At 66.5% G+C, this 25,500-nt stretch carries 20 protein-coding genes; 12 read left to right on the forward strand and 8 right to left on the reverse strand.

Translation table 11 applies throughout. From position 1 onward, the window contains the following. Nucleotide 1 precedes the first annotated feature (1 nt). The 10 genes from meaB (at nucleotide 2) to FB459_RS06675 (ending at nucleotide 9,492) form a co-directional block, all read left to right on the forward strand. Nucleotides 2-961: a methylmalonyl Co-A mutase-associated GTPase MeaB gene (meaB, locus tag FB459_RS06630; protein WP_141927893.1), complete on the forward strand. Its 960-nt coding sequence runs from the start codon at nucleotides 2-4 to the stop codon at nucleotides 959-961. Nucleotides 962-978: 17 nt separating this feature from the next. After that, nucleotides 979-2,733 (forward strand): NAD(P)/FAD-dependent oxidoreductase, encoded by a 1,755-nt coding sequence (locus tag FB459_RS06635; RefSeq protein WP_141927894.1) that lies wholly within the window; start codon nucleotides 979-981, stop codon nucleotides 2,731-2,733. 64 nt (nucleotides 2,734-2,797) lie between these two features. Beyond that, entirely contained in the window at nucleotides 2,798-3,112 is a 315-nt protein-coding gene (locus FB459_RS06640; protein ID WP_246092343.1) for an NAD(P)H-dependent oxidoreductase, read from the forward strand. A gap of 19 nt (nucleotides 3,113-3,131) precedes the next feature. After that, nucleotides 3,132-3,440 (forward strand): thiamine-binding protein, encoded by a 309-nt coding sequence (locus FB459_RS06645; RefSeq protein WP_129624802.1) that lies wholly within the window; start codon nucleotides 3,132-3,134, stop codon nucleotides 3,438-3,440. Then, nucleotides 3,437-3,937: a GNAT family N-acetyltransferase gene (locus tag FB459_RS06650; protein ID WP_141927896.1), complete on the forward strand. Its 501-nt coding sequence runs from the start codon at nucleotides 3,437-3,439 to the stop codon at nucleotides 3,935-3,937. Before FB459_RS06645 ends, FB459_RS06650 begins: the two co-directional genes overlap by 4 nt. 53 nt (nucleotides 3,938-3,990) lie before the next feature. Next, entirely contained in the window at nucleotides 3,991-5,328 is a 1,338-nt protein-coding gene (locus FB459_RS06655; RefSeq protein ID WP_141927897.1) for a cytochrome P450, read from the forward strand. A gap of 199 nt (nucleotides 5,329-5,527) precedes the next feature. Further along, nucleotides 5,528-6,466 (forward strand): tetratricopeptide repeat protein, encoded by a 939-nt coding sequence (locus tag FB459_RS06660; RefSeq protein WP_141927898.1) that lies wholly within the window; start codon nucleotides 5,528-5,530, stop codon nucleotides 6,464-6,466. Nucleotides 6,467-6,481: 15 nt separating this feature from the next. Then, nucleotides 6,482-7,474, forward strand: a complete 993-nt coding sequence (locus tag FB459_RS06665; protein ID WP_141927899.1) for an alpha/beta hydrolase — start codon at nucleotides 6,482-6,484, stop codon at nucleotides 7,472-7,474. Then, nucleotides 7,471-8,226, forward strand: coding sequence for an esterase family protein (locus FB459_RS06670; protein WP_141927900.1), 756 nt, complete (start codon nucleotides 7,471-7,473; stop codon nucleotides 8,224-8,226). Before FB459_RS06665 ends, FB459_RS06670 begins: the two co-directional genes overlap by 4 nt. Before the next feature lie 27 nt (nucleotides 8,227-8,253). Further along, complete coding sequence (locus FB459_RS06675) at nucleotides 8,254-9,492, forward strand: ATP-grasp domain-containing protein (RefSeq protein ID WP_141927901.1); 1,239 nt, start codon at nucleotides 8,254-8,256, stop codon at nucleotides 9,490-9,492. Nucleotides 9,493-9,579: 87 nt separating this feature from the next. On the opposite strand, the gene FB459_RS06680 is transcribed toward FB459_RS06675, so the two are convergent. The 7 genes from FB459_RS06680 to FB459_RS06705 form a co-directional block, all read right to left on the reverse strand. Then, nucleotides 9,580-10,131 carry an AAA family ATPase gene (locus tag FB459_RS06680; protein ID WP_170221759.1) on the reverse strand — a complete coding sequence of 184 codons (552 nt, stop codon included), beginning with the start codon at nucleotides 10,129-10,131 and terminating at the stop codon, nucleotides 9,580-9,582. A 126-nt stretch (nucleotides 10,132-10,257) separates the two neighbouring features. After that, the gene (pgm, locus tag FB459_RS06685) at nucleotides 10,258-11,892 is read right to left on the reverse strand and encodes a phosphoglucomutase (alpha-D-glucose-1,6-bisphosphate-dependent) (protein WP_141927903.1); all 1,635 of its coding nucleotides are present in this window, start codon (nucleotides 11,890-11,892) and stop codon (nucleotides 10,258-10,260) included. Nucleotides 11,893-11,904: 12 nt separating this feature from the next. Beyond that, nucleotides 11,905-12,069 (reverse strand): hypothetical protein, encoded by a 165-nt coding sequence (locus tag FB459_RS17220; RefSeq protein ID WP_170221762.1) that lies wholly within the window; start codon nucleotides 12,067-12,069, stop codon nucleotides 11,905-11,907. A gap of 93 nt (nucleotides 12,070-12,162) precedes the next feature. Then, the gene (glgB, locus tag FB459_RS06690) at nucleotides 12,163-16,092 is read right to left on the reverse strand and encodes a 1,4-alpha-glucan branching protein GlgB (protein ID WP_141927904.1); all 3,930 of its coding nucleotides are present in this window, start codon (nucleotides 16,090-16,092) and stop codon (nucleotides 12,163-12,165) included. Between the two features lie 11 nt (nucleotides 16,093-16,103). After that, nucleotides 16,104-17,825 (reverse strand): maltose alpha-D-glucosyltransferase, encoded by a 1,722-nt coding sequence (gene treS, locus FB459_RS06695; protein ID WP_141927905.1) that lies wholly within the window; start codon nucleotides 17,823-17,825, stop codon nucleotides 16,104-16,106. A gap of 5 nt (nucleotides 17,826-17,830) precedes the next feature. Then, nucleotides 17,831-19,837: an alpha-1,4-glucan--maltose-1-phosphate maltosyltransferase gene (locus FB459_RS06700; RefSeq protein WP_141927906.1), complete on the reverse strand. Its 2,007-nt coding sequence runs from the start codon at nucleotides 19,835-19,837 to the stop codon at nucleotides 17,831-17,833. Nucleotides 19,838-19,925: 88 nt separating this feature from the next. After that, nucleotides 19,926-22,466 carry a glycogen/starch/alpha-glucan phosphorylase gene (locus FB459_RS06705; RefSeq protein WP_141927907.1) on the reverse strand — a complete coding sequence of 847 codons (2,541 nt, stop codon included), beginning with the start codon at nucleotides 22,464-22,466 and terminating at the stop codon, nucleotides 19,926-19,928. Between the two features lie 204 nt (nucleotides 22,467-22,670). On the opposite strand from FB459_RS06705, the gene FB459_RS06710 reads away from it, so the two are divergent. Continuing rightward, entirely contained in the window at nucleotides 22,671-23,039 is a 369-nt protein-coding gene (locus FB459_RS06710; RefSeq protein ID WP_141927908.1) for a hypothetical protein, read from the forward strand. Then, a complete protein-coding gene (locus FB459_RS06715) occupies nucleotides 23,029-23,451 on the forward strand; it encodes a hypothetical protein (RefSeq protein WP_141927909.1) in 423 nt (140 codons plus the stop codon). The genes FB459_RS06710 and FB459_RS06715 overlap by 11 nt, the downstream gene beginning before the upstream one ends. Nucleotides 23,452-23,761: 310 nt before the next feature. Here the strand turns inward: FB459_RS06715 and FB459_RS06720 are convergent, their stop codons facing one another. Further along, nucleotides 23,762-25,453, reverse strand: coding sequence for an HNH endonuclease signature motif containing protein (locus tag FB459_RS06720; RefSeq protein ID WP_141927910.1), 1,692 nt, complete (start codon nucleotides 25,451-25,453; stop codon nucleotides 23,762-23,764). Between the last annotated feature and the right edge of the window lie 47 nt (nucleotides 25,454-25,500).

A 25,500-nucleotide genomic window follows, 5' to 3' on the forward strand; every position in this document is an offset into this window, starting at 1 on the left:
GATGAGTCGTCGTCAGGTCGACGTCCCTTCGTTGGTGGAGGCGGCCCGGGGTGGATCTCCCCGGGCCGTCGCCCGTCTCATCACGCTGGTGGAGAACGCCGACCCGCGATTGCGGGAAGTGATGGCGGCACTCGCACCGCACACCGGCAAGGCGCGGATCATCGGTCTGACCGGCTCGCCGGGTGTGGGCAAGTCGACCACCACCAACGCGCTGGTGCGGGCGTTCCGGATCCGCGGGCAGCGGGTCGGGGTGCTGGCCGTCGATCCCAGTTCGCCGTTCTCCGGCGGTGCGCTGCTCGGCGACCGCATCCGCCTGGTCGACCACGCACTCGACCCCGACGTCTACATGCGTTCGATGGCCAGCCGGGGTCATCTGGGCGGGTTGTCCTGGGCGACACCGCAGGCGCTGCGGGTGCTCGATGCTGCCGGTTGCGACGTGATCTTCGTCGAGACGGTGGGCGTCGGGCAGAGCGAGGTCGAGGTCGCGGGCCTCGCCGACAGCGTGTTGGTGTTGCTCGCACCTGGCATGGGCGACGGGGTGCAGGCCGCGAAGGCGGGAATTCTGGAGATCGGCGACGTGTTTGTCGTCAACAAGGCCGACCGGGAGGGTGCCGATGCGACGGTGCGCGACCTGCGCCACATGATCAGCCTCGGCGACCGCACCGAGCCGGGTTTGTGGCGTCCGTCGGTGGAGAAGTTGGTGGCCGAGAAGGCCACCGGAGTCGACGATGTCATGGCCGCGCTCGACAAGCACCTCGCGTGGTCGAAGGAAAGCGGAGAATTGGGGCGGCGTCGCACCGCGCGGGCGCGTTCGGAGATCGAGCAGATCGCCCTACGTCTGCTGCGGGCGCGGATGGCGCGGCCTGGCGAGGGCGGCGATCTCGACGACCTCGCCGAGCAGGTGGTGGCCGGCACGGCCGACCCCTACATCGCAGCCGATCGATTGATTGAGAACTTATGACTGACAACGGAATTCGTATGACCATCAAGCCAATGATCCTCGTGGTCGCAGCGCAGTACGCCGAGGTGATGGAGGGGGAGTTCTCCCGCTACAAGCGTGACTATGAGGTGGTGGTCGTGCCGACCCTCGCCGACGGTTTGCGGCAGGCACAGCGGGCGATCGCGTTCAACGGACAGATCGCACTCGTCGCCGCGGAGTCCTCTCTCGCCGACACCCCGGGGCTCGTCGCGCTCGACTGCATCCACGCGCTCAGCCCGACGGTGAAGCGCGTGCTGCTGCTCGGTTGGGGCGAGTTCCGACACACCCGCACGGTGGTGCGCGAGGCTATGGCCGCCGGACGCTTGGACACGCCGTTGACCGTGCCGCGCGGCGTGCGCGACGAGGAGTTTCACACCGCGGTCACCGAGTTGCTGTCCGACTGGGCATGGACCTCCGCCGGCCCCGTGGTCGCGGCCGTCGAACTCGTCTCGCCGCCCGACATTGCGGCGCTCGGTCGGTTGCGTGACTTCTTCGATCGTCAAGGCGTGCCGACCCGCACCTCCAGCCCCGACAGCGAGGTCGGGCTCGAGATCATCGAACAGCTGCGTAGCACCGGTCACGAGGGTGAGATCGATTACCCGCTGGTGAGCTCACCGTTCGGCGGGCTGTCGCAGAATCCCACCATCGCGCAGGTCTCGACCTACTTCACCGACACCTCGACCGACCTGTCCGCCGAGGTGTTCGACCTGGTGATCGTCGGCGGCGGCCCGGCCGGGCTGGCCGCCTCGGTCTACGGTGCGTCCGAAGGTTTGCGCACGGTCGTTCTCGATGGCGATGCCATTGGCGGACAAGCGGGTTCGAGCTCGATGATCCGCAACTACCTCGGCTTTCCGCGTGGCATTTCCGGCATGCGGCTGGCGCAGCGGGCTCGCACCCAAGCGTCGCGCTTCGGCGCCGACCTGCGGTCGGGTTGCCGGGTCACCGGCGTCGAGCTCGGCACCGACGGAACTCCGCACGTGCTGCTCACCGCGAAAGGACGCGTGCGTGCGCGGGCACTGCTGGTGGCCTCGGGAGTGAAGTATCGCCGGATGGGTGTGCCGTCGATCGACGAGCTCGTCGGGCTCGGTGTCCACTACGGTGCGGCCACGTCGGCGGCGCGCGAGTGCGCCGGCGGTCACGTGGTCGTGGTGGGCGGTGGCAACTCGGCCGGTCAGGCCGCGGTGCATCTTGCGAAGTTCGCCCGCGTGGTCACCATCGTGGTGCGTCGCGCCGACCTGACCGAGACGATGTCCGACTACCTCATCCGTGAGATCGAGGCCAACCCGCGCATCAAGGTCGCCGGCAACGCCGAGGTCGTCGATGCCGGGGGATCGGGCCACCTGGAGTGGCTGCGCATTCGCAACAACGTCACCGGCGAGGAGGTCACCAAGGAGGCTTGCGGGCTGTTCATCCTGATCGGGGCGCACCCCTGCACCGACTTCCTGCCCGACGAGGTGGCTCGCGACGGCGCCGGTTATGTGCTCACCGGACGCGACGTGCCGATGGATACCTGGCGAAACGGCTGCCCGCCGGCGCCACTGGAGACCACCGTTGCGGGTGTGTACGCCGTCGGTGACATCCGATCCGGTTCGATGAAGCGGGTCGCGTCGGCCAGCGGAGAGGGCGCGGCTGCGGTGCCGTTGGTGCACGAGTACATCGCGACGGTGTCCGAGGGATCGATCTCCGGCGACACTTCTGTCGATGACACTGCCGACATGGTCGGCGCGGTCGGAACGGTCGGAACCACCGCCTGACCAGAGCACGGTGTGCGCGTGCCGGCAGCAGCCGCGAGGTTCTGCCGGCACGCGCACAGGTCCGGTGCTGCTGTTCGCGCCGGCCAACAACGGCACGCTCAGCGCCGTGCTGAAGAACGCGCTCGACTGGGCATCGCGGCCGTATTGGCGATCCTCGTTGCGGGACAAGCCGATTGCCGTCGTTACAGCAGCGCATGTGACCGACACCGTGCAGGAGCACGTCCATCTGGTGGTCACCGTCGCGGGGGCCGCTCCGGTAGGGCCGTCGGCGCTCTTCGCGCTCAAGGAACTCGACCTCGACGACGCCGCCGTGCACGACACCCTGACTCGCACGCTCGTAGCGCTGGAGCAGGCGGCGCGCAAGGTGGTCGCCGCGTGAGCCCGCCTAGAGTGAAGGGATGCTCTTCGCCTTCTCCGTCGCACCGTCCACCACCGACGACCCGAACGGTTCGGTGAGCCGCGCCGTCGCAGACGCGCTCGCGGTCGTTCGCGACTGCGGCCTTCCCTATGAACTCGGGTCGATGTTCACCACCATCGAGGGGGAGTGGGACGAATGCATGGACGTGATCAAGCGTGCCACTGAAGCCGTCATGGCCACCAGCCCACGAGTTGGTCTCGTCGTCAAGGCCGACCTCCGGCCCGGCCACACCGGCCAGATCACCGCAAAGGTCGCCCGCGTGCAGCAGCATTGGGCGGGCGACGGATGAGCCTTTCGGAGTACCAGATCCGGCGTCCCCGAATGACGGACGCGGACGCGCTGGGCCGGGCACACGTCCAGATCTGGCGCGAGGCGTATCGAGGGCTGATGACACACGAGGCTCTCGCGGCGCTCGATCCAGGCACGCGTGCCGACCGCTGGCGCACGATCATCGAGACCACGCCGCCGCAGCGTCGCACGTTCGTGGCCGAGCACCGCGGCACTGCAGAGCTGGTCGGCTTCATTACGGTCGACGAATCCCGCGACGAGGATCCGCCCACGCCGTTGGAACTGTGGGCGCTCAACGTGGTTTCGGCACACCACGGCACCGGCGTCGCTCAGGCTCTGGTTGATCGGGCGCTGGGGCGCAGGGCCGCGCATCTCTGGGTGGTCGACGGCAACCACCGCGCGCAGGCGTTCTATCGCCGCAACGGTTTCCGCGACGACGGCGGCCGCAAACGCGATGACGACCTCGGGGTCGACCTGATCAGGATGTCGCGTATGTGAGGCAGTTCACCCAGAACCCACTACAGACGTAGAAGGCGCCTTAGCATCGAATCATGAAGGTCGTTCCGAAGTTCGCGGTCCGATGGTCGTTCGAGCATGCGCTGCCTCGCAATCTCGTGCGCGTCGCGGCCAAGCGTGGGGATCTGCAAGCGCGCCTGTTCTTCGCTGCCGAGCGGCACGAGACGGCCGCACTCGCCGACATCTTCGCCGAGGTGCAGGCCAGTGGGCCGATGGTTCCGACGCGGCTGGGCTACATCACCGCCGATCACGCTGCGGTGCGAGAAGTGTTGTCCTCCAACGATGTCCGCACCGGCTTTCCGCTGAACACCGAGACGCGCACCGGGCGCCTCCTCGACTGGGCGAAGATCGACTTCCTGCACCCGCTGCGTCCGCCCTCCTTACTGGCGACTGAGCCGCCGGACCACACGCGCTACCGCAAGCTGGTCACCCGCGTCTTCACGGCCCGCGCCGTCGAAGCCCTCCGCACCCAGGTGCAGCAGATCGCCGACGATCTCCTCGACGATCTCGAGGGTCGACCCGAGGTAGACCTCGCTCAGGATTACTGCGCCAAGTTGCCGGTGATCGTCATCTCGCAGATCCTCGGCGTGCCGGCGCAGGATCACGACTACGTACTGAAGCTCGGCACCGGGGCCGCTCCCAGTCTGGACTTCGGGCTTTCCTGGCGGGCTACCCAGGATGTCGAGGCGGCTCTGCAGGAGTTCGACGCCTGGCTCGACCAGCACATCGAAAGATTGCGCAGCAGTCCCGGCAGCGACCTCATGAGCCAACTCGTCGCCGTCCGCGACGAACAAGGGGCCCTCAACGACATTGAGCTGAAGTCGACGGCCGGCCTCGTCCTCGCTGCGGGTTTCGAGACGACCGTCAATCTCATGGGCAATGCCATTGCCCTCTTCGAGGACAACCCGGACGAGTTGAGGCGACTGCGCGAGGAGCCGCAGCTGTGGCCCAACGCCGTCGACGAGGTGCTCCGGATCGATCCCCCAGTGCTGCTTACCGGGAGAAGTACGTTGCGCGACGGCGAGATTGCGGGAGCCAGAACTCGACCCAACCAGCTGATTACGGCGGTGCTCGCCGGAGCCAATCGTGACCCGAAGGTGTTCGTCGACCCCGACACGTTCGATGTCGCGCGCGAGAATGCTCGCGATCACCTCTCCTTCTCCGCCGGTCGGCACTTCTGTCTCGGCGCGGCGCTCGCACGGATGGAGGCCGAAGTCGGTCTTCGCTCGCTCTACGAGCGTTACCCTGGCCTCCGCCTCCTGCCGGGACGGGAGCGGCGCACGACTCGAGTCTTACGCGGATTCGAGCATCTGCCGGCAAAAATCGGGGCGGCACAACGGAGTTCGAACTCGCTCAGCCCAACACCTGTGTGATGACGACACGAGCGTGACCCAACCGTGATCGACTTCCAACCGGTTGGCGGAGACGAAGGTGCCTGCGTCGTCGTGACCACGCACGACCCGCAGGCCGTCGCAGTGGCGGACGTCGAGATCCACCTTGACGACGGACGGATGGAGTGGATCCGCGGGATGCCCATCTGATCGGCACCTGTGGATCGGTCACAATGGGCGCATGTCCAACAATCCGCTCAACGCTGCCGCTCTGCGCGGCGCGGTCGACCTGTCCGCTCTCGCCAAGCCTGCTCGCCCGGCGGCACCGCCCGCCGGCGCCCCGACCTCGGCAGCGGGCGGCTCGTACGTCGTCGAGGTCGATGACCGTAGCTTCAACGACGCCGCCCAGCGCTCGATGCAGGTGCCTGTTCTGCTCGCGCTGTGGTCCTCGAGCCAGCCGCAGAGCCGTGCGCACGTCGACGCGCTCGCTGCGATCGTGAACAGCTACGGCGGACAATTGCTGCTCGCGGTCGCCGACATCACGCAGGCCCTGCAACTGCGTCAGGCCCTGCAGGTGCAACAGGTACCGATGGTGCTCGCGATCATCGGCGGTCAGCCGCTGCCGTTGTACGTCGGGGAGCAGTCCGACGAGAACGTCCGCGCGGTGCTCGACCAGGTGTTGCAGGCTGCCCAGCAGAACGGCATCACCGGTCGCGTCCAGGGCGCTGCAGATGCTCCCGAGCCGGACGATGCCGAGGAAGAGCCCCTGAACGAGCATCACGAGAAGGCGTACGAGGCCATCGAGACCGGTGACTATGACGCCGCTATCGCCGCCTATCAGGCTGCGCTGCAGGCGAATCCGGACGACGAGGACGCTCGCCTGGGAATGGGTCAAGTGACCCTGCTGAAGCGCACCGAGGGTGTCGATCTGCAGCAGGCACGGGCTGCTGCCGCCGACGCTCCGACCGACGTCGCCAAGCAGACCACGGTCGCCGATCTCGACGTCCTCGGAGGTCACATCGAGGACGCGTTCGCCCGGTTGATCGACCTGGTGAAGGCCACCTCCGGCGACGAGCGCAACCAGGCCCGCGAACATCTCATCGGCCTCTTCGATGTCGTCGGTGCGACCGACCCGCGGGTGAAGAAGGCGCGCACGTCGTTGATGTCGGCTTTGTACTGATCGGGCCCGAGACCCGTGCCCACGTTTCGCCTGCCCGACCCCGACCGACGCTGGTCGCAGGTCAGCCTGGACGCGGGCCCGGTCGGGGGGCCGTGCCGGTTCGTCGACGGAGGGTGGGAGCGCACGGTCTCGCCCGACGGAATCCAGCGGTTGGAGTTCGCCTTCGGCGTCGGACGCCGCGGCAGGAGGGTGCTCCATCCGGACTACGACGTCGTCGAGACCGACTTCGGTCCGCGTTCGGTGTGGCATCGCAGCGACTACCGGGAACCAGGTTGGTTGAGCGCACCCGCGACACGCGGACGGCTGACGACGCTCGAACTCCCCAGCGCCCTCGCCGCCCCTCTCGCGGTGCGAATGTGGACACCGTCCGGACTGCGGTCTCGTGACCCGGCGCCGGTGCTGTGGTGCCACGACGGCTCGGGCTATCTCGACCACGCCCGGATCGACCGATGGGCGGGGTCGCACATCGCCGCAGGCACCCTTCCCGCATTTCGGATCGTGCTCGCCGACGCACCCCGCCGGATGCAGTGGTACTCCGGTTCGCCCGGTTACCTGCGGACGGTTCGACGCGCGCTCGGCGCGCTGCAGGAACGCTTTCCCAGCGACGCGCCGGTAGCCGTCGCCGGCGCCAGTCTCGGCGGGCTCACCTCGATGCTCGTGGGCATGCGTGATCCCCGCGTCGGTGTGGTGTTCAGCCAGTCCGGATCGTTCTTCGACGCACGGATCGACAAGAGCGACAACGCATTCCGCTGGTTCGACCGCATCACGAGGGAGGTCGCCGGCATCAGCGCGACCACCGTCCGCAACGATCTGCACATCGGGATGGTCTGCGGTGCCCGTGAAGGCAACGAACGGCTCAACACGCCACTCGCCCTCGGGCTGATGAACAGCGGTTGGGACGTGGCGTACGAGAGGTTCAACGACCTGCACAACTGGACCGGTTGGCGCGACAGTCTCGACCCGATGTTGCCGAACCTCTTGCGCGAGGCGTGGAGTGCGGTTGGATGACACACGTGTCAGGTGAGCGCGTCGAACTCCAGGTCCCCGGCGCCGAGGAGTCACTCGGTGTGATCCGCCATGGCCACTTCGGTCGTCCCGTGCTCGTCTTCCCGAGTGAGGCCGGCCGGGCGGAGGACTTCGCGAACAACGGCATGGTCGCGGCCGTGCAGGACCTCGTCGATGCCGGGCGGGTCAGCTTCTTCTGTGTGGACTCCCTCGACGGGTGGAGTTGGTCGGCCGACGAGCACCCCACCGAGAAACGTGCGCTTCGCCACCAGGTGTACAACCGGTGGCTGGAGCAGGCTGTGCTGCCCTACATCGAGCAGCAGCTCGGCACACGGCTGCCGATGATCACCGTCGGTGTCTCGATGGGCGCCTTCCACGCGGTGCACTTCGCACTGACGCACGCGCAGGCGGTCAGCCTCGGCATCGGACTCTCGGGCAACTACGACGTCACGACCTGGCACGGGTGGGGCGAAACCGGTGACGCGACGTACTTCGCGAACCCGATGCATTACGTCGCCGGAATGGAAGGTGAGCATCTCGACTGGATCCGGCAGCACGCGTCCGTGCTCCTGGTCGTCGGAGAGGGCCCCTTCGAATGGCACCCGACCCGGTCCCTTCCCTCGACCCGTGAATTCGCCGAACTGTTGGAACGCAAGGCAATTCCCCACGAGCTTGATGTATGGGGCCACGACAGCGCCCACGACTGGCCCTGGTGGCAGAAGCAGTTGGCCCATCACCTGCCCCGCTTCTGCTGACCACCGCCTCGACGAAGGAGACATCGAATGTCCGAACACCTCATCGGTCTGCTGCTCGGCGCGGAAGAGGACTGGCCCCAGGCGTTCGAGGAACTCGTGCGCCGGGTCGGCCCGATCACCGCACCCGACGGGACGACGCACGACATCCGCACGGAGCGGATGACGATCGAGCCGTTCAACCTGCGCGATCGTCCGCGCACCGACCTTGTCATCGACCGGCTCGCGCACTGGTACTACCACCCGCGCGAGTGGCTGAAGAAGGTCGCGCTGATGGACGACGTCTACCTGATGAACAGCCCGTTCACCTTCCAGGCGATGGAGAAGCACGCGGCGTATTGCGCGTTGATGCGCATGGGTATGAACGTGCCCGAGACCGTCCTGGTGCCGTACAAGAACCCGCTAGACAACGTCCGTTGGGCGTACACGTCCAGCAAGTACAACCGGTCCTTCGACCTCGACTCGGTTGCTGCCGAACTCGGTTACCCGATGTTCATGAAGCCGTTCGACGGCGGTGCCTGGCGCGGTGTGTCGATGATCCGTGACGAGCGCGATCTGCACGCGGCGTACGACGAGTCCGGCGAGATGCTGATGCACCTGCAGAAGGCCGTCGACGGTTACGAGGTGTTTGCCCGGGCGCTCACCATCGGGCCGGAGACGATGGTGATGAAGTTCCGGCCGGACGAGCCGATGCACAACCGCTACGAAGTCGCCTACGACTTCCTGTCGCCGGAGGTCGGCGCCGAGGCCCGCACGATCGCGCAGACGGTCAACGCGTTCTTCCGCTGGGAGTTCAACAGCTGCGAGATGTTGGTCAAGGACGGAGTCGTGTACCCGATCGACTACGCCAACGCCTGCCCGGACGTCGCGATCACCTCGCTGCACTACTACTTCCCGTGGGCGATCAAGTCGCTGCTGAAGTGGTCGATCTTCTGCATGGTCACCGGGCGCAAGGCGAAGACACTGGTCGACACCGAGCCGTGGTTCGAGGTCGCCGACAAGGATGTTCCGTACAAGGCGAAGCTGGAGCGCTACCAGCAACTGGCCGACGAGCACTTCGAGACCGAGAAGTACCGCGAATTCTGCGAGCAGAGCCTCGGCCACGTCGATGAGATGGTGCTCGATTGGGTGCTCTCGGACGACTTCGACCGGCTGCTGGTCGAGACGGTCAAGTCGACCTACCCGCCGCACGAGCACGAGAAGTTCCTCGGCCACTTCCGCGGGCTGACCGGTCTGTGGGCCAAGGACGAGGCCAAGATCCTCGGCTGATCTTCGCGAGCCCACTGATCGGGACCGAATCTACTGAGCCCACTCGGTGGGTTCGGCCGAGAAGTAGTAGGTTCGCGGGCGCTCCCGTCAGTCGGTGTCGGCGACGATGAGTGCTTGGTCGAGATTACGCAGGATCGTGGTGACGGCCATCGCATTCGACATCGTGCTGGTGTCGAGCCACAGCCCGAGGCGGCCGGTCTGGTGCTCGAGGACGTTCCAGTGATCGAGCGTGGTGAGACCGTCGTCAGGAATGCTCTGGTCGCGCACGGGTGATCGCTCCCCAACGACGTCAGCACAGGGATGCAGTACGACCAGATGGACCGGTTCGGGTTCGGCGAGCTCGAGGAAGTCGTCGAGACGGTCACCGATGATGTCGTCGGCGATCACCGCGTCGAATCCCGCGGACCGGTAGACGTCGGCGAGGGTCAGGGCTCCGGCGTACCGCAGCAGCAGCTGCTCGATCGCTTCGATGCTCGGTGGCTCCGAGATCACTTCCTTGCCGCTGACCACGGTGTCGCCGATCAGGTCGCCGTCGACGAACACCGCTTTGGGCAGTGCCCGCGCCAGCGCCCGTCCGACGGTGGTCTTGCCGGCACCGGGGATGCCGGCGATGACGAACAGGCGTCCTTGCTCACTCACGTTTCCAACCATTCCAGTACCGAAAGTCCTCAGGCTCGCGGGGGTGACCCGCGAGTCGTGCGGACGGTCGCGAACGCAGTGTCCGCGGGTTTGCTCAATCGACCCGCGAGTTCTGCGGACTTTCGCTCAGGAGCCGAGGGCGGTATCGACGATCTGCTTGGCCTCGTCCTGCACCCGCTTGAGGTGGTCGGCACCCTTGAACGACTCGGCGTAGATCTTGTAGACGTCCTCGGTGCCCGACGGACGCGCGGCGAACCACGAGCTCTCGGTGACGACCTTGAGTCCTCCGATCGCCGCACCGTTGCCCGGGGCCTCGGTCAACTTCGCGGTGATCGGCTCTCCTGCAACGGAATCCGCAGGGACGTCGTCGGGGGAGAGGGCCCCGAGCTTCGCCTTCTGCTCACGATCGGCCGGTGCGTCGATGCGCTCGTAGGCAGGTGCGCCGAACTTCTCGGTGAGCTCGGCGTAGTGCACGCTGGGGCTCTTGCCGGTGACAGCCTGGATCTCCGAGGCGAGCAGCGCCAGCAGGATGCCGTCCTTGTCGGTGGTCCAGACGGTGCCGTCCATGCGCAGGAAGGACGCACCGGCGGATTCCTCGCCACCGAAGCCGACGGAGCCGTCGAGCAGGCCGGGCACGAACCACTTGAAGCCGACCGGCACCTCCCACAGGGTCGCACCGATCGACGCGACGACGCGGTCGATCATGGACGACGACACGAGGGTCTTGCCGACCCGGTCGCTCTTCCAGTTCGGCCGCGCTCCGCCGTAGAGGTACTGGATCGCGACGGCCAGGTAGTGGTTCGGGTTCATCAGCCCGGCGTCCGGAGTGACGATGCCGTGCCGGTCGGAGTCGGCATCGTTGCCGGTGGCGATGTCGTACGTGTCGCGTTGGGCGATTAGGGACGCCATCGCGTAGGGGGAGGAGCAGTCCATGCGGATCTTGCCGTCCCAGTCGAGCGTCATGAACGGCCAGGCCGGGTCGACGTCCGGGTTGACGACGGTCAGGTCGAGACCGTGGCGTTCGGCGATCTCGGACCAGTACGCGACCGACGCGCCGCCGAGCGGGTCGGCGCCGATCCGGACGCCGGCATTGCGGATCGCTTCGATGTCGATGACGTTGGGCAGGTCGTCGACGTAGGTGCCGAGGAAGTCGTATCCCTTTGCGGCAGAACGGGCGTCGGCCGTGCGGCGCACACCGTCGAGGCCGGCCTTCAGGTAATCGTTGGCGGCTGCGGCGATGACCTTGGTGGCATCGCTGTCGGCGGGTCCACCATGCGGAGGGTTGTACTTGAAGCCGCCGTCGGCGGGCGGGTTGTGCGAGGGCGTCACCACGATGCCGTCGGCCAGACCCGGGCCCGTGGTGCGACCGCCGTTGGCGCGCAGGATCGCGTGGGAGACAGCGGGGGTCGGAGTGAAACCGTCGCGGTCGTCCACCAGCACCTCGACGTCGTTCGCGACGAGCACCTCGAGCGCCGTCGCCCACGCGGGTTCGGACAGACCGTGGGTGTCACGGCCGATGAACAGCGGCCCGTCGTAGCCCTTGTCTCGGCGGTAGTCGGCGATCGCCTGTGTGGTCGCGAGGATGTGCGCCTCGTTGAACGCACCCTTCAGCGACGACCCGCGGTGCCCGGAGGTGCCGAACACCACCTGCTGGTCGACGTTCTCCGGGTCGGGCGACACGTCGTAGTACGCCCGGACGAGAGCGTCGATGTCGGTCAGATCCGAGGACTGGGCAACCTGGCCCGCGCGTTCGTGGCTCATGCCTTCAGTCTGTCAGCCGTGCGCCCGTGTGTGCGGGCGCACGGCCGACGTCGTCAGGCCGATCAACCGAGGCGGACGTGTCCTGCCGGCAGCGGACGCGGCCGAGACCGAACCGATCGTGCTCGCACCGGCCCCGGCGGTGACGAGTGCTGCGAACTGACGGCGGGACAGGTGCATTGAAACGCCTTCCGGGAGAGAGAGATTGCCCGGACCGGATTCGGTACGAGCGATCTCTGTCGGCACTTCCCGGGTTATGGCCGGGTATGCCGGCTATCCGACATCGGTGGACTTCACGGACGTCGTCCCGGAGTCGTCGAGGTTGTTGCCCTCGGTGGGTTCGGGTTGGGAGATCTGGTCGACCTGGACGGACTCGGAGTCGTCGCCCGAACCGACTACGGCTCCGGCCACCAGCTGCGCGCCCTCGTCCGCTGTCGTCACCGGTTGTGTGTCATCGGCCACGGTGCGCTGTTCAGTGGCGTCGTCGGCGTCCGCCGCGGGAGCCACGAACCACAGCGTCGACAGCGGCGGGAGGGTGATCGTCGCCGAGTATGGCAGACCGTCGAACGGTTCTTCGGTCGCCTCGACGGCACCGAGGTTGCCGCGCCCGCCGCCGCCGTAGTGAGCGGCGTCGGTGTTGAGCACCTCGCGCCAGATCCCCTTGCGGGGCAACCCGACTCGCTTGTCGGCGTGCTCGACGCCGGAGAAATTGGTGATCGCCAGCAGGACGTCACGCTCCTGCTCGACACCGCGTCCCAGACGCAGGTAGGAGTAGGTGTTGCCCGACTCGTCGTCGGCATTGACCCAACGGAAACCCTCGCCCTTGTTGTCCTGGCCCCAGAGCGCTTCGTGCTCCTTGTAGACGCGGTTGAGGTCCTTCACCAGGGCGTGCACGCCCCAGTGAGCAGGCTGGTCAAGCAGCCACCAGTCGAGGCTGCGGCCGTCGGCCCACTCCGACTCCTGTGCGAACTCCGAACCCATGAACAGCAGTTGCTTGCCGGGGTGGGCCCACATGTGGCCGAGCAGTGCCCGCAGGTTCGCCAACTGCTGCCAGCGATCACCGGGCATCTTGCGCAGCAGCGAGCCCTTGCCGTGCACGACCTCGTCGTGGCTGATCGGCAGCACGAACTGCTCGCTGAACGCGTACACCAGACCGAAGGTCAGCTTGTGGTGGTGATGACCGCGGTTGATCGGGGCCTCGGCGAAGTAGTCGAGGGTGTCGTGCATCCAGCCCATGTTCCACTTGAACCCGAAGCCGAGGCCGTCGGCGCTGGTCGGCTTGGTGACGCCGGGCCAGGAGGTCGACTCCTCGGCGATCATCACCGTGCCCGGCACACGCCGGTACGCGGTCGCGTTCGTCTCCTGCAGCAGTTGGACTGCTTCGAGGTTCTCGCGGCCGCCGTACTTGTTCGGGATCCACTCGCCGGGATTGCGCGAGTAGTCGAGGTAGAGCATCGAAGCCACACCGTCGACGCGCAGACCGTCGGCGTGGAACTCCTGCAACCAGAAGATTGCGTTGGCGACCAGGAAGTTGCGCACCTGCGGGCGACCGAAGTCGAAGATGTAGGAGCCCCACTCGTTGTGCCAGCCCTTGCGGGGGTCGGGGTGCTCGTACAGCGCGGTGCCGTCGAACTTCGCCAACGCCCACTCGTCGGTCGCGAAGTGACCTGGCACCCAGTCGAGGATCACGCCGATTCCGTTGCGGTGCAACGAGTCCACCAGGTATTTGAAGTCGTCGGGCGAGCCGAAGCGGGAGTTCACGGCGTAGTAACCGGTCACGTGGTAGCCCCACGACGGCGGGTACGGGTGCTCCATCACGGGCATGAACTCGACGTGCGTGAAGCCGAGGTCCTTCACGTAGTTGACTAGGTGCTCGGCCATGTCGCGGTAGCTCATGCCCTGACGCCACGAACCCAGGTGCACCTCGTAGATGCTCATCGGGCCGTCGTGCGGGTCGTTCTCGAGGCGGTGCGCGAGCCACTGTTCGTCCTGCCACTCGTAGTGCGAGTCGACGACGATGGACGCCGTCGCCGGAGCGGTCTCGGCCTGCTGCGCCATCGGGTCGGACTTGCTGCGCCAGACGCGGTCGGCGCACAGCACGGAGAACTTGTACCGGGTACCCGCACCGACACCGGGGACGAAGATCTCCCAGACACCGGTGCCGCCGAGTCGACGCATCGGATGGGCGTAACCGTCCCACTGGTTGAAGTCGCCGATCACCCTGACACCCAACGCATTCGGGGCCCACACGGCGAACGAGGTACCGGTGACCTTCCCGGCCGGACCGTCGTAGGTGCGAACGTGGGCACCGAGGATGTTCCAGAGTTCCTCGTGACGGCCTTCGCCGAGCAGGTGCAGGTCCATCTCACCCAGAGTGGGCAGGAAGCGGAACGAGTCGTCGGCGACGTGCTCGACGCCGTCCTCGTAGGTGGTGACGATGCGGTAGTCGGGTTCCTGGTCGCCGTCGATGCGCGCCGACCAGATGCCGTCGGTGTCGTGCTCCATCGGGACGCGCGAACCGTCCTCGAGTTGTACCTCGACGGTCCTTGCGAGCGGACGCAGCGCCCGGACGTACACACCGTTCTCATCGCGCTGACCACCCAGGATGCTGTGCGGGTCGGTGTGCACGCCACGCAGCACCGCCGCTGCGGCGTCGGGGTCGAGGCGCGGCGGGGCCGGCCGATCGACGGTATCGGTATCGGAGTTCACAGCAGTCTCCTCGCTGTTGATGACGGACGCGGTGCCGTCGGCGGGCGCGGCCGAGTCGGTGGAGTTGTCTGCGAGCAGACGGTCGAGCGCGCCTACCGGGATCGGCAACCAGGTCGGACGGTTCTGTGCTTCGTAGAGCACCTCGTACGCGGCCTTGTCGGCCTCGAAGACGGTGACGAGTGGCGCGTGATCGGCCAGGCGGACACCGGACGCTTCTTCGTAGCCGGCCAGGAAGGCGTCCCGGCAGGCGGCGGCCCAGTCGGCCCGGTCACCGTCGACGGAGGCGGCGGCGTAGTCGAACGAACGAAGCATCCCCGCGACATCGCGCAGCGGGCAGTCGAGGTTGTTGCGGTCGCGCAGCGGACGTAGTGGCTCGCCTTCGAAGTCGAGCAGCACCCATCCGCGGTTCGGTACGTCGAGCACCTGGCCCAGGTGGTAGTCGCCGTGAATACGTTGCAGCGCAGGCCAGTTCGCGTCCTTCGCGCTGTCGAGCAGTTGCTCGAAGCGAGCACGGTGCCGGTTGATGTCGGAGTGCACGCGCGCCGCGACGTCGAACCGGCGGCGCATCTCGGCGACGACTGATTCAGCCCGCGCCGAAGTGACCGTCGCGGTCGGCATCGCATCGGCGAGCACGGTGTGCACCTCGGCGGTCGCGACGCCCAGAGCCCGGGCGTTCGCCGACCAGTCGGTGCCTGCCTCGGCGGCCTCGAGTGCCTCGCGCCACGCGTCCCGGACGTCGGGCAGGAATTCCTGCACGAACGCCAGGTGACCGGCGGCGTGTCCGGTGCCGATCGTGTTGTCCGGCCACTGGCCGGTGAGATAGCCGATAGTCGCGGGCACCCGATTCGAGCCCTCGGCGGAGATCGCCGATTGCAACACGACGTCCGGGTTGAGGCCGTCCTGCAGCACGCGGAACAGCTTCACGATGACGGTGCGTCGATCGCCGGCGCGGTCCTCGGTGTCGATGATCATCGAGGTGTTCGACTGCTCACCCGACAACACCTTGGTGCGGACCACGGTCGGCATCCTGCGGCCGCGAGTACCGCTGCCCTGCACCCGAACCGACGCGGGCAAGACACCCTGCGGACGATCCTGCGTGCCCTCCTCGAACTGCACATCGGCGTGCCGGCCGCCGGTCACGATCGTTTCCAGCAGCGCGGTGACGAACACCGGGTCGTTGCAGCCGTCATACACCCAGCGCGTGCCCAGGGTCGAGTGTTCGGTGGTGCCGACCAGTGCGCGCTCTGCACCCTCCAGTGGGGCGCCACGGTAGGTCAGCGGCACCTGGAACAGGGTCGGCTGGGCACCGGAGGTGTCGAGCACCAGCGACACCTCGACCCCGACCTCGCCGGCAGGATCGTCGAAGCGATAGCTCCCGATCACCGACAACGCAGGCGTGCCGGATTTGCCTGTGTACCAGCGCTGCTCGCCGATCCAGGCCTCGATGAGTTCGTTCTTCGACGGCTCGAGGGTCGCCTTGTGCAAGATGGCCATCAGGTATCAGTTCACTCGCTTCCGACAGGGCGCAGCGACAACCAGAAGAAGTCGCGTGAGCCCAGGGTGAAGGTGGCGTTGCCGTCCTCGCCGACGACCGGGAAGTGCGCGCCGCCGAAGAGGTCACGCAGTCGGGCCCCGGCGAACTCCGAGCCCAACTGGATGGTGACCGACTGCGGGCTGGACGACAGGTTGTTCAGGCAGAGCACCGAACGGATGGAGATCTGGTCGTCCGGGTCGTCCTCGGCAGCGATCGTGCGGGTGAACGCCAGCACCGTGTCGTTGTCGGTCTCGCGGACGACGAAATCGCCCAGACCGAACACCGGGTACTGCGCGCGGATGGCGAGCATCTCGCGCACCCAGTGCAGCAGCGAGGACGAGTGCGCCATCTGCGCCTCGACGTTGACACTGTTGTGGTGGTAGACCAGCGAGCTGATCACCGGCAGGTACAACTTGCCCGGGTCGGCGGTGGAGAAGCCGGCGTTGCGGTCGGGCGACCACTGCATCGGGGTGCGGACGGCATCGCGGTCGTCCAACCAGATGTTGTCACCCATACCGATCTCGTCGCCGTAGTACAGGCATGGCGAGCCCGGCAAGGACAGCAGCAGTGCGTGGATGAGTTCGATCTCGGCGCGGCTGTTGTCGAGCAGCGTGGCGAGCCGTCGCCGGATGCCGACGTTGGCGCGCATCCGCGGGTCGGGGGCGTACCAGCCGTACATCGCGGCCCGTTCCTCCGGCGTCACCATCTCCAGCGTCAACTCGTCGTGGTTGCGCAGGAAGGTGCCCCATTGCGTCCCCTTGGGGATGGGTGGAGTCTCGGCCAGCACGTTGATGATCGGCGTGGCCTTCTCCTCCCGCAGCGAGTAATACAGCCGCGGCATGACGGGGAAGTGAAAGCACATGTGGCACTCGGGTGCTTCCTCGGTGCCGAAGTAGTCGACGACCTCGTGCGGCATCTGGTTCGCCTCGGCGAGCAGCACGCGTCCGGGGTACTCGGTGTCGACCATCTTGCGCAGTTCGGCGAGGAACTCGTGGGTCTTCGGGTGGTTCTCGCCGTTGTGGCCCTCCTCCTCGAACAGGTAGGGCACCGCGTCCAGTCGGAACCCGTCGATGCCGAGGTCCATCCAGAACCGGACGATGTCGAACATCTCCTCTTGCACCTTCGGGTTCTCGAAGTTGAGATCCGGCTGGTGGGAGAAGAAGCGGTGCCAGAAGAACTGGCGGCGCACCGGGTCGAAGGTCCAGTTCGACACCTCGGTGTCGACGAAGATGATCCGCGCCTCGGTGTACTTGTCGTCGGTGTCGGACCACACGTAGTAGTCGCCGTACGGACCTTCGGGGTCGCTGCGTGAAGCCTGGAACCACGGGTGCTGGTCGCTGGTGTGGTTCATCACGAAGTCGGTGATGATGCGGATGCCACGGGCGTGCGCCTGCGAGACCAACTCGGTGAACTCCGGCAGCGTGCCGAACTCGGGCAGGATCGCCTTGTAGTCGGCGATGTCATAGCCGCCGTCGCGCAACGGCGAGGCGTAGAACGGCGGCAGCCACAGGCAGTCGACACCCAGCCACTGCAGGTAGTCGAGGCGGTTGAGCAGACCGGTGAAGTCGCCCGATCCGCTGCCGGTGGAGTCGCCGAAGCCGCGCACGAGCACCTCGTAGAAGACCGCCTTGCGGAACCACTGCGGGTCGTGCTTGAGGCCGGGCTGCTGCAGGTTGAATCCCTGGACGCTCATCGTGCTCAGTACCTCCGCAGCTCGATGATGTGGACGGGTTCGGCGTCGACACCGAGGCGGACGAAGTTGTGCTCGCCCCAGTGCCAGTGCGCGTCGGTGATCAGGTCGTGCGCCGTGAACGCCTCGCCCTCGTGCAGTCCCAGCGCCTCGAGGTCGAGGTGCACCCAGGACTCGCGGGTGGAGTGCGGGTCGAGGTTGGCGACCACGATCACGACGTCGTCGCCGCGCTTCTTGGAGAAGACCATCAGCGAGGAGTCGTCGACCTTGTGAAAGGTGATGTTGCGCAGCCACAGCAGGCTCGGGTGATCGCGGCGGATCTGGTTGAGCCGGGTCAGGTAGGGCGCGAGGGTCTGCCCTTCCTTGGCGCCGCCGGGCTCATAGTCCTCCCAATGACGGTTCTTGAACTCGTACTTCTCGTTGTCGATCTGTTCCTCGGCGCCCGGACGTGCGACGTGTTCGATCAACTCGTACCCGGCGTAGATGCCGTACGTCGGCACCAACGTCGCGGCGAGCGCGGCCCGCAGCTTCCAGGCGGTCGGACCGCCGAACTGCATGTACGGGGTGAGGATGTCGTGGGTCGTCGGCCAGAACGACGGACGCATGTAGGCCGCCGCGTCGCCGGCGAGCTCCTCGACGTACTCCTGCAATTCCTCGGGTTCGTTGCGCCAGGCGTAGTAGGTGTAGCTCTGCTGGAAGCCGATCTTGCCGAGCGTGTGCATCATGGCCGGACGCGTGAACGCCTCGGCCAGCCAGATGACGTCCGGGTGGTCCTTGGCGACGTCGTCGATCAGCCACTGCCAGAACTCGACCGGCTTGGTGTGCGGGTTGTCGACCCTGAAGATCTTGACCCCGTGGTCGATCCACACCTGCATGACGCGGCGGATCTCCGCGTAGATGCCCTCGGGATCGTTGTCGAAGTTGAGCGGGTAGATGTCCTGGTACTTCTTCGGCGGGTTCTCGGCGAACGCGATCGTGCCGTCGGCGCGCGTGGTGAACCACTCCGGATGTTCGGTGACCCACGGATGGTCGGGGGCGCACTGCAACGCAAGGTCGAGCGCAACCTCCATGCCCTGCCGCTCCGCTTCGGCGACGAACGCGTCGAAGTCCTCCCACGTACCCAGGTCGGGGTTGAGGGCGTCGTGCCCGCCGTCCTTGCTGCCGATGGCGTACGGCGAGCCGGGGTCATCCGGACCGGCGGTCAGGGTGTTGTTCGGGCCCTTGCGGTTGATCGACCCGATGGGGTGGACGGGTGTCAGGTAGATGACGTCGAAGCCCATCGCGGCGACCGCCGGCAGGCGCTTCATCGCGGTGCGGAAGGTGCCGGTGCGCCACTTGCCGGTGGCCTCGTCGAACTCCGCGCCCTCCGAGCGAGGGAAGATCTCGTACCAGGCGCCGGCCAGAGCGCGCTCCCGCTCGACCCACCAGGCGAACTCGCGACTGGGGGAAACCGCGTCGCGCAACGGGGTGCGGTGCATTGCCTCGACGACTGCCGGGTCGGTGCCCGCGGCCAGACGCTCGCCGGGCTCCTTGGACTCGTCGCGCAAGGTGGTGACGGCGTCCTGCAGGAGGGTGCGGTCGGCGTCGTCGTGGTCGAGCTTCACGGCGCGTTCCAGCACGCGCGCACCTTCCTCGAGCATCAACTCGACGTCGACGCCGGCTGCGACCTTGATCGTCGCGTCGTGTTCCCAGGTGCCGTACGGGTCGCTCCAACCCTCGACGCGGTAGCTCCACCAGCCGGGGCGGTCGGCGCTGATCGTGCGGACCCAGTGGTCGAGACCGGGGTTGGTGCAGCGCATCGGAAGCAGGGTGGTCCGCCCGTCGGGATCGGTGATCGCGACGGACGCGTTGACGGCGTCGTGGCCTTCGCGGAAGACCGTCGCCTCGACGTCGAATTCCTCGCCGACGACGGATTTGGTGGGGAACGCTCCGCACTCGACGGCGGGTTTGATCCCGATGACCGGAATGCGGCCGATAGGGGACTGGGGCTGGGTTGTGGTGGGTGCCGAAGTCACCGTCCGAACCTATCGGAAAGGCCCTTCACCAGTGCTGGTGAAGGGCCCCCCATTCGGCCTGTTCGGGCCGTCTGCTCAGTGCGTGGACTCAGACGTTCCAGATCCGCTCGCGGTAGTCGCGCATCGAACGGTCGCTGGAGAAGAACCCGGTGCGCGCGACGTTGAGGATCGCCATCCGCGTCCACGCGTCGGAGTCGCGGTACGCCTCGTCCACCCGAGCCTGGGCGTCCAGGTAGGACTGGTAGTCGGCCAGCGCCATGAACGGGTCCTGGGTGCGCAGGTTGTCGACGAACTGCGCCGCGAGCCGGCGGTCGCCGCCGGTGAAGTGGCCACTCGCCAGCAAGTCGATCGTGGCGCGCAGGTTCTCGTTCGACTGGTAGTAGGACTCCGGGTCGTAGCCCTTCGCCCGCAGCTCCTCGACCTGCGGCTCGTCCATGCCGAACAGGAAGAAGTTGTCGTCGCCGACGAGTTCGCGGATCTCGACGTTCGCGCCGTCGTCCGTGCCGATCGTCAGCGCGCCGTTGAGGGCGAACTTCATGTTGCCGGTGCCGGACGCCTCCTTGCCCGCGAGCGAGATCTGCTCGGACAGGTCGGCGGCCGGGATGAGCTTCTCGGCGAGCGTGACGTTGTAGTTCGCCGGGAAGGCGACCGACATGACGTTCTTGACCCGCTCGTCGGCGTTGATGGTCTGTGCGACGGAGTTGATCAGGAAGATCGTCTCCTTCGCGATGTGGTAACCCGGCGCCGCCTTCGCACCGAACACGAACGTGCGCGGGACGACGGACTCGGTCGAGACCCGTCCGGAGATGATGCCGTCGTACATCGAGACGATGTGCAGCAGCTTGAGCGACTGACGCTTGTACTCGTGCAGACGCTTGACCATCACGTCGAGCATCGCGTCGCGGGGCAGGTCGAGACCGTCGCGCGCCTTCAACAGGTTGTACAGGCGTTCCTTGTTGGCCTGCTTAACCTGCGCGAACTGCTGACGGAAGTTCGGGTCGTCGGCAAACGGCTCGAGCTTCTTGAACTGCTCGAGGTCGGTCACCCAACCGTCACCGATCGCGTCGGTGACCAGGTCGGACAGCTTGCGGTTGGCGAGGAATACGAAGCGGCGCGGTGTGACACCGTTGGTGACATTGGTGAACTTGTCCGGCCAGTAACCGGAGAAGTCGGGGAGCACCTTGTCGCGCAGCAACTGGGAGTGGAGTTCGGCGACACCGTTCACCTTCGAGGAGCCGATGGTGGCCAGGTAGGCCATCCGCACCGAACGCTCGGGGTGCTCGCTGATGATCGACATGCGACGAATGCGCATCTCGTCGCCGGCGAAGGCCTCGGCGACTTCCTCGAGGAAGTTCTTGTTGATGCGGTAGATGATCTCCAGGTGGCGCGGCAGCAGCTTGCCCATGAGCTCCACCGACCAGACCTCGAGGGCCTCGGGCAGCAGGGTGTGGCAGGTGTAGGCGAAGCACTGCCGGGTGATGTCCCACGCGTCGTCCCAGTCGAATCCCTTGATGTCGACCAGAATCCGCATCAGCTCGGGGATCGCGATGACCGGATGGGTGTCGTTGAGCTGGAAGACGATCCGCTCGGGCAGGTGGTGCAGGTCGAAGTCCTGCGGCAGCGTGTTCTCGATGAAGTCGTGCAGCGAGCACGCGACGAAGAAGTACTGCTGCTGCAGGCGCAACTCCTTACCCTGCGGGGTGGAGTCCTCGGGGTAGAGCACCTTGGAGATGTTCTCGGCGAAGGTCTGCGCGCGCACGGCCTCGGCGTAGTCGCCGGAGTTGAAGATCTGCAGGTCGAACGCCTGGGTGGCCTTCGCGCTCCACAGACGCAGGGTGTTGACCGTGTGGTTGCGGAAACCCGGAACCATCTGGTGGTAGGGGATACCGAGGACGTTCCAGCCCGGGATCCAGCGCGAGCGCTCGCGGCCCTCGTCGTCGGTGTACTGCTCGGTGCGGCCTCCGAAGTCGACGCGTACCTGGCGCTCGGGGTGCGGGAACTCCCATGGGCTGCCGAGCGAGAGCCAGGAGTCTGGCACCTCGACCTGACGGTTGTCCTCGAAGGTCTGGCGGAAGATGCCGTACTCGTAACGGATTCCGTAACCGATGCACGGCACGTCCATCGTGGCGAGCGAGTCGATGAAGCAGGCTGCGAGCCGGCCGAGACCACCGTTGCCGAGGCCGGGCTCGATCTCTTGTGCACGCAGGTCGGCGATGTCGATGCCGCACTCACGCAGTGCGTCCGCGGCGATGTCCTGCAGGTCGGTGGCGAGCAGGGCGTTGCTCAACTGTCGACCGAGCAGGTACTCCGCCGACAGGTAGCCGACGGTCTTGGTGCCGCCCTCGCGGCGCTTGGCTCCGGTGTCGAGCCAATCGGCCATCATGTACTTACGCACCGTCTTGGCCAGCGCGATGTACTGGTCGTTGATCGTCGAACGCGATAGCAGGACGCCCTGACCGAAGTTCAGTTCGCGCAGAAAATGGTTGACGAAGCGCTCCACCGTGGGAGTCGGTGACTGCACCGCACCGGTGGCGATGTCGCTCAGCACCGGCAGGGTCGGACCCACCCGGTGCACGTCGGTGGTGGGCGACTCGTCGCTCGCGTACTCGTTCTTGCTGACGTCGGTCATGACAGGTGCTGCTCCATCGGTCGGCTCCGGTGAACGGCGTACCGCTCGCTGCGCGCACGCGTGCCGGGGCACACGCAACGCGTCCGCAGCATAGCGAGGGCGACTGAACTTCCCACAGCCCGAAACCGTGCGTCGGCAGGTGATTCTCGTCTCGCGGACATCGGCGGATTCGGCGCGTTACCGCGGTGTTCGTACGATGGCTCGGTGTTCCTGCCCCTCAGCTACCTGCTCGGCGCTGCGCTACTCGCGCTCGCCGGGTACGGCGCCTTCCTGACCGCTCGCGGACGTGCGATCGACAACGCACTGTTCTATCTGCTGTGCGCGGTCGAGGTGCTGATGATCCTCGCGCTCGTGCTCGGGTTGGTCACCTGGAACGAGGCCGATGCGCAGATGAACAAGGGTGTGTTCGCCGCCTATCTGATCGGGATGGTCATCGCCACTCCGATCGCCGGGTTCTGGGCCTTCGCTGATCGTGAAACCCGTTGGGGCACTGGCGTTCTCGTGGTTGCAGCGACCGGGTTGCTGGTGATGACCGTGCGGCTCGTTCAGTTGTGGGGCGGCTATGCCGGGTAGTCGCACGAACGCCGGCCCGGGACGCATCCTCGTCGCCGTCTACGGCGTCTTCGCGCTGGCAGCCACGGGGCGCTCGATCATGCAGGTGGCTCAGAGTTGGCCCGACCCGCCGCTTCCTTACCTGCTGTCGGCGCTCGCGGCAGTCGTCTACGTCATTGCGACTGTCGCGCTGGCGATGGGCGACCGGTTGCGTGTCGCGCTGGCGACGATCGGATTCGAGTTGTTGGGTGTACTCGCCGTCGGTACGTGGAGCTACCTGGACGCGGACCGTTTCCACGACAAGACCGTGTGGTCACATTTCGGACAGGGTTACGGTTACGTCCCGCTGATCCTCCCCATCCTCGGCCTGCTCTGGCTGCGTTCCTCCGCACGCTCCTCCACGCGCTCGGCCGGCGGGTCGCGGTCAGTTTGAGCCGTTCTCGAACCGCCCGGTTGAGCATGGAGCATGACGAAGGCTTGTGCTGAGCTGTCGCTTCGCCGCTGGTTGAGCCATGCGCCCGATGAAGGTTTGTACTGAGCCGTTGCTTCGCCGCTGGTTGAGCCATGCGCCCGACGGAGGTTTGTACGGAGTTGTCGCTTCGCCGCTGGTTGAGCCATGCGCCCGACGAAGGTTTGTGTTGAGTTGTCGCTTCACCGCTGGTTGAGCCATGCGCCCGACGGAGGAGGGCGCATGCGCCGAAACCCGGTGACCGTGAACGGCTACCCGACCGTACGGGGCTGATTCATGAAGCGTCGTGCACGGAGTCGGGGTAGGTGATGTAGGTGCGGCCGGTGCGGGAGGTCCAGGTACAGACTCCGTCGTCGCTCATCTCGTAGTCCCAGTGCTTCTTGGTTTTTGCGTCGTGGTGGTGGCGACAGAGGGCGGCGAGGTTGTGCCCGGCAGTCGGCCCCTGGGGCCATTCGACGACATGATCGATGTCGCACCTGATGGCGGCCCTGGTGCACATGGGGAACCGGCAGGTGTGGTCGCGTTGTTGCACGAACTCCCTCATCCGCGGCGTGGGCTCGTACGCGGTCGTCGAGGTTTCACACGTGACTCCGGTGTCGGCGTCGACCAGTGCCCGGGTGAGGCGGCAACCGAACTGGTCGATCAACGCGTCGAGCACTTCGGGCCGGATGAACCCGATCCCGGCGATGCGTGCCCACCCCGTGGTGTAGCAGTGGTCCGATTTCCTTGCTGTTGAGCCGGATTCGGGACCTGAAGCGCCGGAAGCGCCGGAAGCACTGGAAGCGCTGGGGGTGTTGGTGGGCTGGTCGGTGGTGTTCGGGCCGCGTGGGGACGTGGCGGACTGTCCGGGTGGTGGTGATCCGTCGTCCGGGGACGCCTCGGGCTCGTGTTCCGCGTCGTCGGTGGCACGTTGGGTGGCCGTCGCAGCCTGTTCCTCGCGTTCCTCGCGTTCCTCGCGTTCCTCGCGTATGACAGGGACCTGGATGACGACCTGGTAGCTGACGTCAGCACCTTGTGTGACGAGGTCGTGCAACGCGCCCAGGCGCAGTTGTCCGAGCGTCGGCTTCGACTCACCGGTCTCGCTGCCCTCACTTGCGGGCGGGTTCTTCGAGCGTTGATCAGCCAGTTGGTCCACGGCTCCGTAGATGCGGGCGATCTGGTCGGCCGGCCCGATGGCGCACAGTTCGGCCATGCCCGGGATGTCGGAGGGACGCACCCAGACACCGGTGGCTTCTTTGGCTTCCTTCTGGCGGGTCTTCTTCGCGGCCTCGGCCTCCCACTGGGTCACCAGCGCCCGCGCGGCGGTCTTCACCTTCAGGTAACCCCAGGTGTCGAAGCCTTTCGTGTCGAGTAGGTGCTGCTCGACCCGGCGGGAGGTTTCGGGTGAGGCGCTCACCAACTCCGAGGCAACGAGGCTGACTTTCCAGTACGGGATCGAACCCTCCACCGCCGCAGCCAGCAACCCGGGCGTTTTGGTGCATGCATCGATGGAGTTGCTCATCTTGCTCGAGGCGGTGCGGGGTGCCATCTGACACGCAGCCGCCAGGTCGGTGTCGGCGAACGACGCCTGGTGACCGAGCGGGTGTTCGACCTTGGCGGTGACCCCGGTGTCGGAGTCGACCAACTCCTCATCGATCGCTGCGTACCGAGCCATGGCCATGGCTTGAACGGCCTGTGAGATCGATGCCAACTGCGTGGAACCGGTCACTGCTTTCTCGAGCATGCGATGGTCATCGACGTCGACGGGTCGGGCGGTGGCGATGTCGCCGGTGTTGTGGACGGCGTCTGCGTGCAGTCCGTGGAACGCGACCTGCGACATCTGAACCGCGAACTCCAGGACCTCCGACGGCGACCCCAATGCATCGACCAGTTGCTTCAACAAACGCTGCTTGCGTGCCGAGATCGATTCCAGCAGAACGAATTCCACCGGAGACTCCGGTTCGTAGAACTCGTAGCTGATGCCCATGAAGAAACTCTAGGCGGGACCACCGACAACCTCCGTCGGCCGGTTTG

It is taken from the genome of Yimella lutea (assembly GCF_006715095.1).
Taxonomy (GTDB): domain Bacteria; phylum Actinomycetota; class Actinomycetes; order Actinomycetales; family Dermatophilaceae; genus Yimella; species Yimella lutea.

Bases quoted from the DNA above. Each gene is read 5' to 3' on its own strand.
- meaB (WP_141927893.1), top strand. From the start codon at position 2: ATGAGTCGTCGTCAGGTCGACGTCCCTTCGTTGGTGGAGGCGGCCCGG.
- FB459_RS06635 (WP_141927894.1), top strand. From the start codon at position 979: ATGACCATCAAGCCAATGATCCTCGTGGTCGCAGCGCAGTACGCCGAG.
- FB459_RS06645 (WP_129624802.1), top strand. From the start codon at position 3,132: ATGCTCTTCGCCTTCTCCGTCGCACCGTCCACCACCGACGACCCGAAC.
- FB459_RS06650 (WP_141927896.1), top strand. From the start codon at position 3,437: ATGAGCCTTTCGGAGTACCAGATCCGGCGTCCCCGAATGACGGACGCG.
- FB459_RS06655 (WP_141927897.1), top strand. From the start codon at position 3,991: ATGAAGGTCGTTCCGAAGTTCGCGGTCCGATGGTCGTTCGAGCATGCG.
- FB459_RS06660 (WP_141927898.1), top strand. From the start codon at position 5,528: ATGTCCAACAATCCGCTCAACGCTGCCGCTCTGCGCGGCGCGGTCGAC.
- FB459_RS06670 (WP_141927900.1), top strand. From the start codon at position 7,471: ATGACACACGTGTCAGGTGAGCGCGTCGAACTCCAGGTCCCCGGCGCC.
- FB459_RS06675 (WP_141927901.1), top strand. From the start codon at position 8,254: ATGTCCGAACACCTCATCGGTCTGCTGCTCGGCGCGGAAGAGGACTGG.
- pgm (WP_141927903.1), bottom strand. From the start codon at position 11,892: ATGAGCCACGAACGCGCGGGCCAGGTTGCCCAGTCCTCGGATCTGACC.
- FB459_RS17220 (WP_170221762.1), bottom strand. From the start codon at position 12,069: ATGCACCTGTCCCGCCGTCAGTTCGCAGCACTCGTCACCGCCGGGGCC.
- glgB (WP_141927904.1), bottom strand. From the start codon at position 16,092: ATGGCCATCTTGCACAAGGCGACCCTCGAGCCGTCGAAGAACGAACTC.
- treS (WP_141927905.1), bottom strand. From the start codon at position 17,825: ATGAGCGTCCAGGGATTCAACCTGCAGCAGCCCGGCCTCAAGCACGAC.
- FB459_RS06705 (WP_141927907.1), bottom strand. From the start codon at position 22,466: ATGACCGACGTCAGCAAGAACGAGTACGCGAGCGACGAGTCGCCCACC.
- FB459_RS06715 (WP_141927909.1), top strand. From the start codon at position 23,029: ATGCCGGGTAGTCGCACGAACGCCGGCCCGGGACGCATCCTCGTCGCC.
- FB459_RS06720 (WP_141927910.1), bottom strand. From the start codon at position 25,453: ATGGGCATCAGCTACGAGTTCTACGAACCGGAGTCTCCGGTGGAATTC.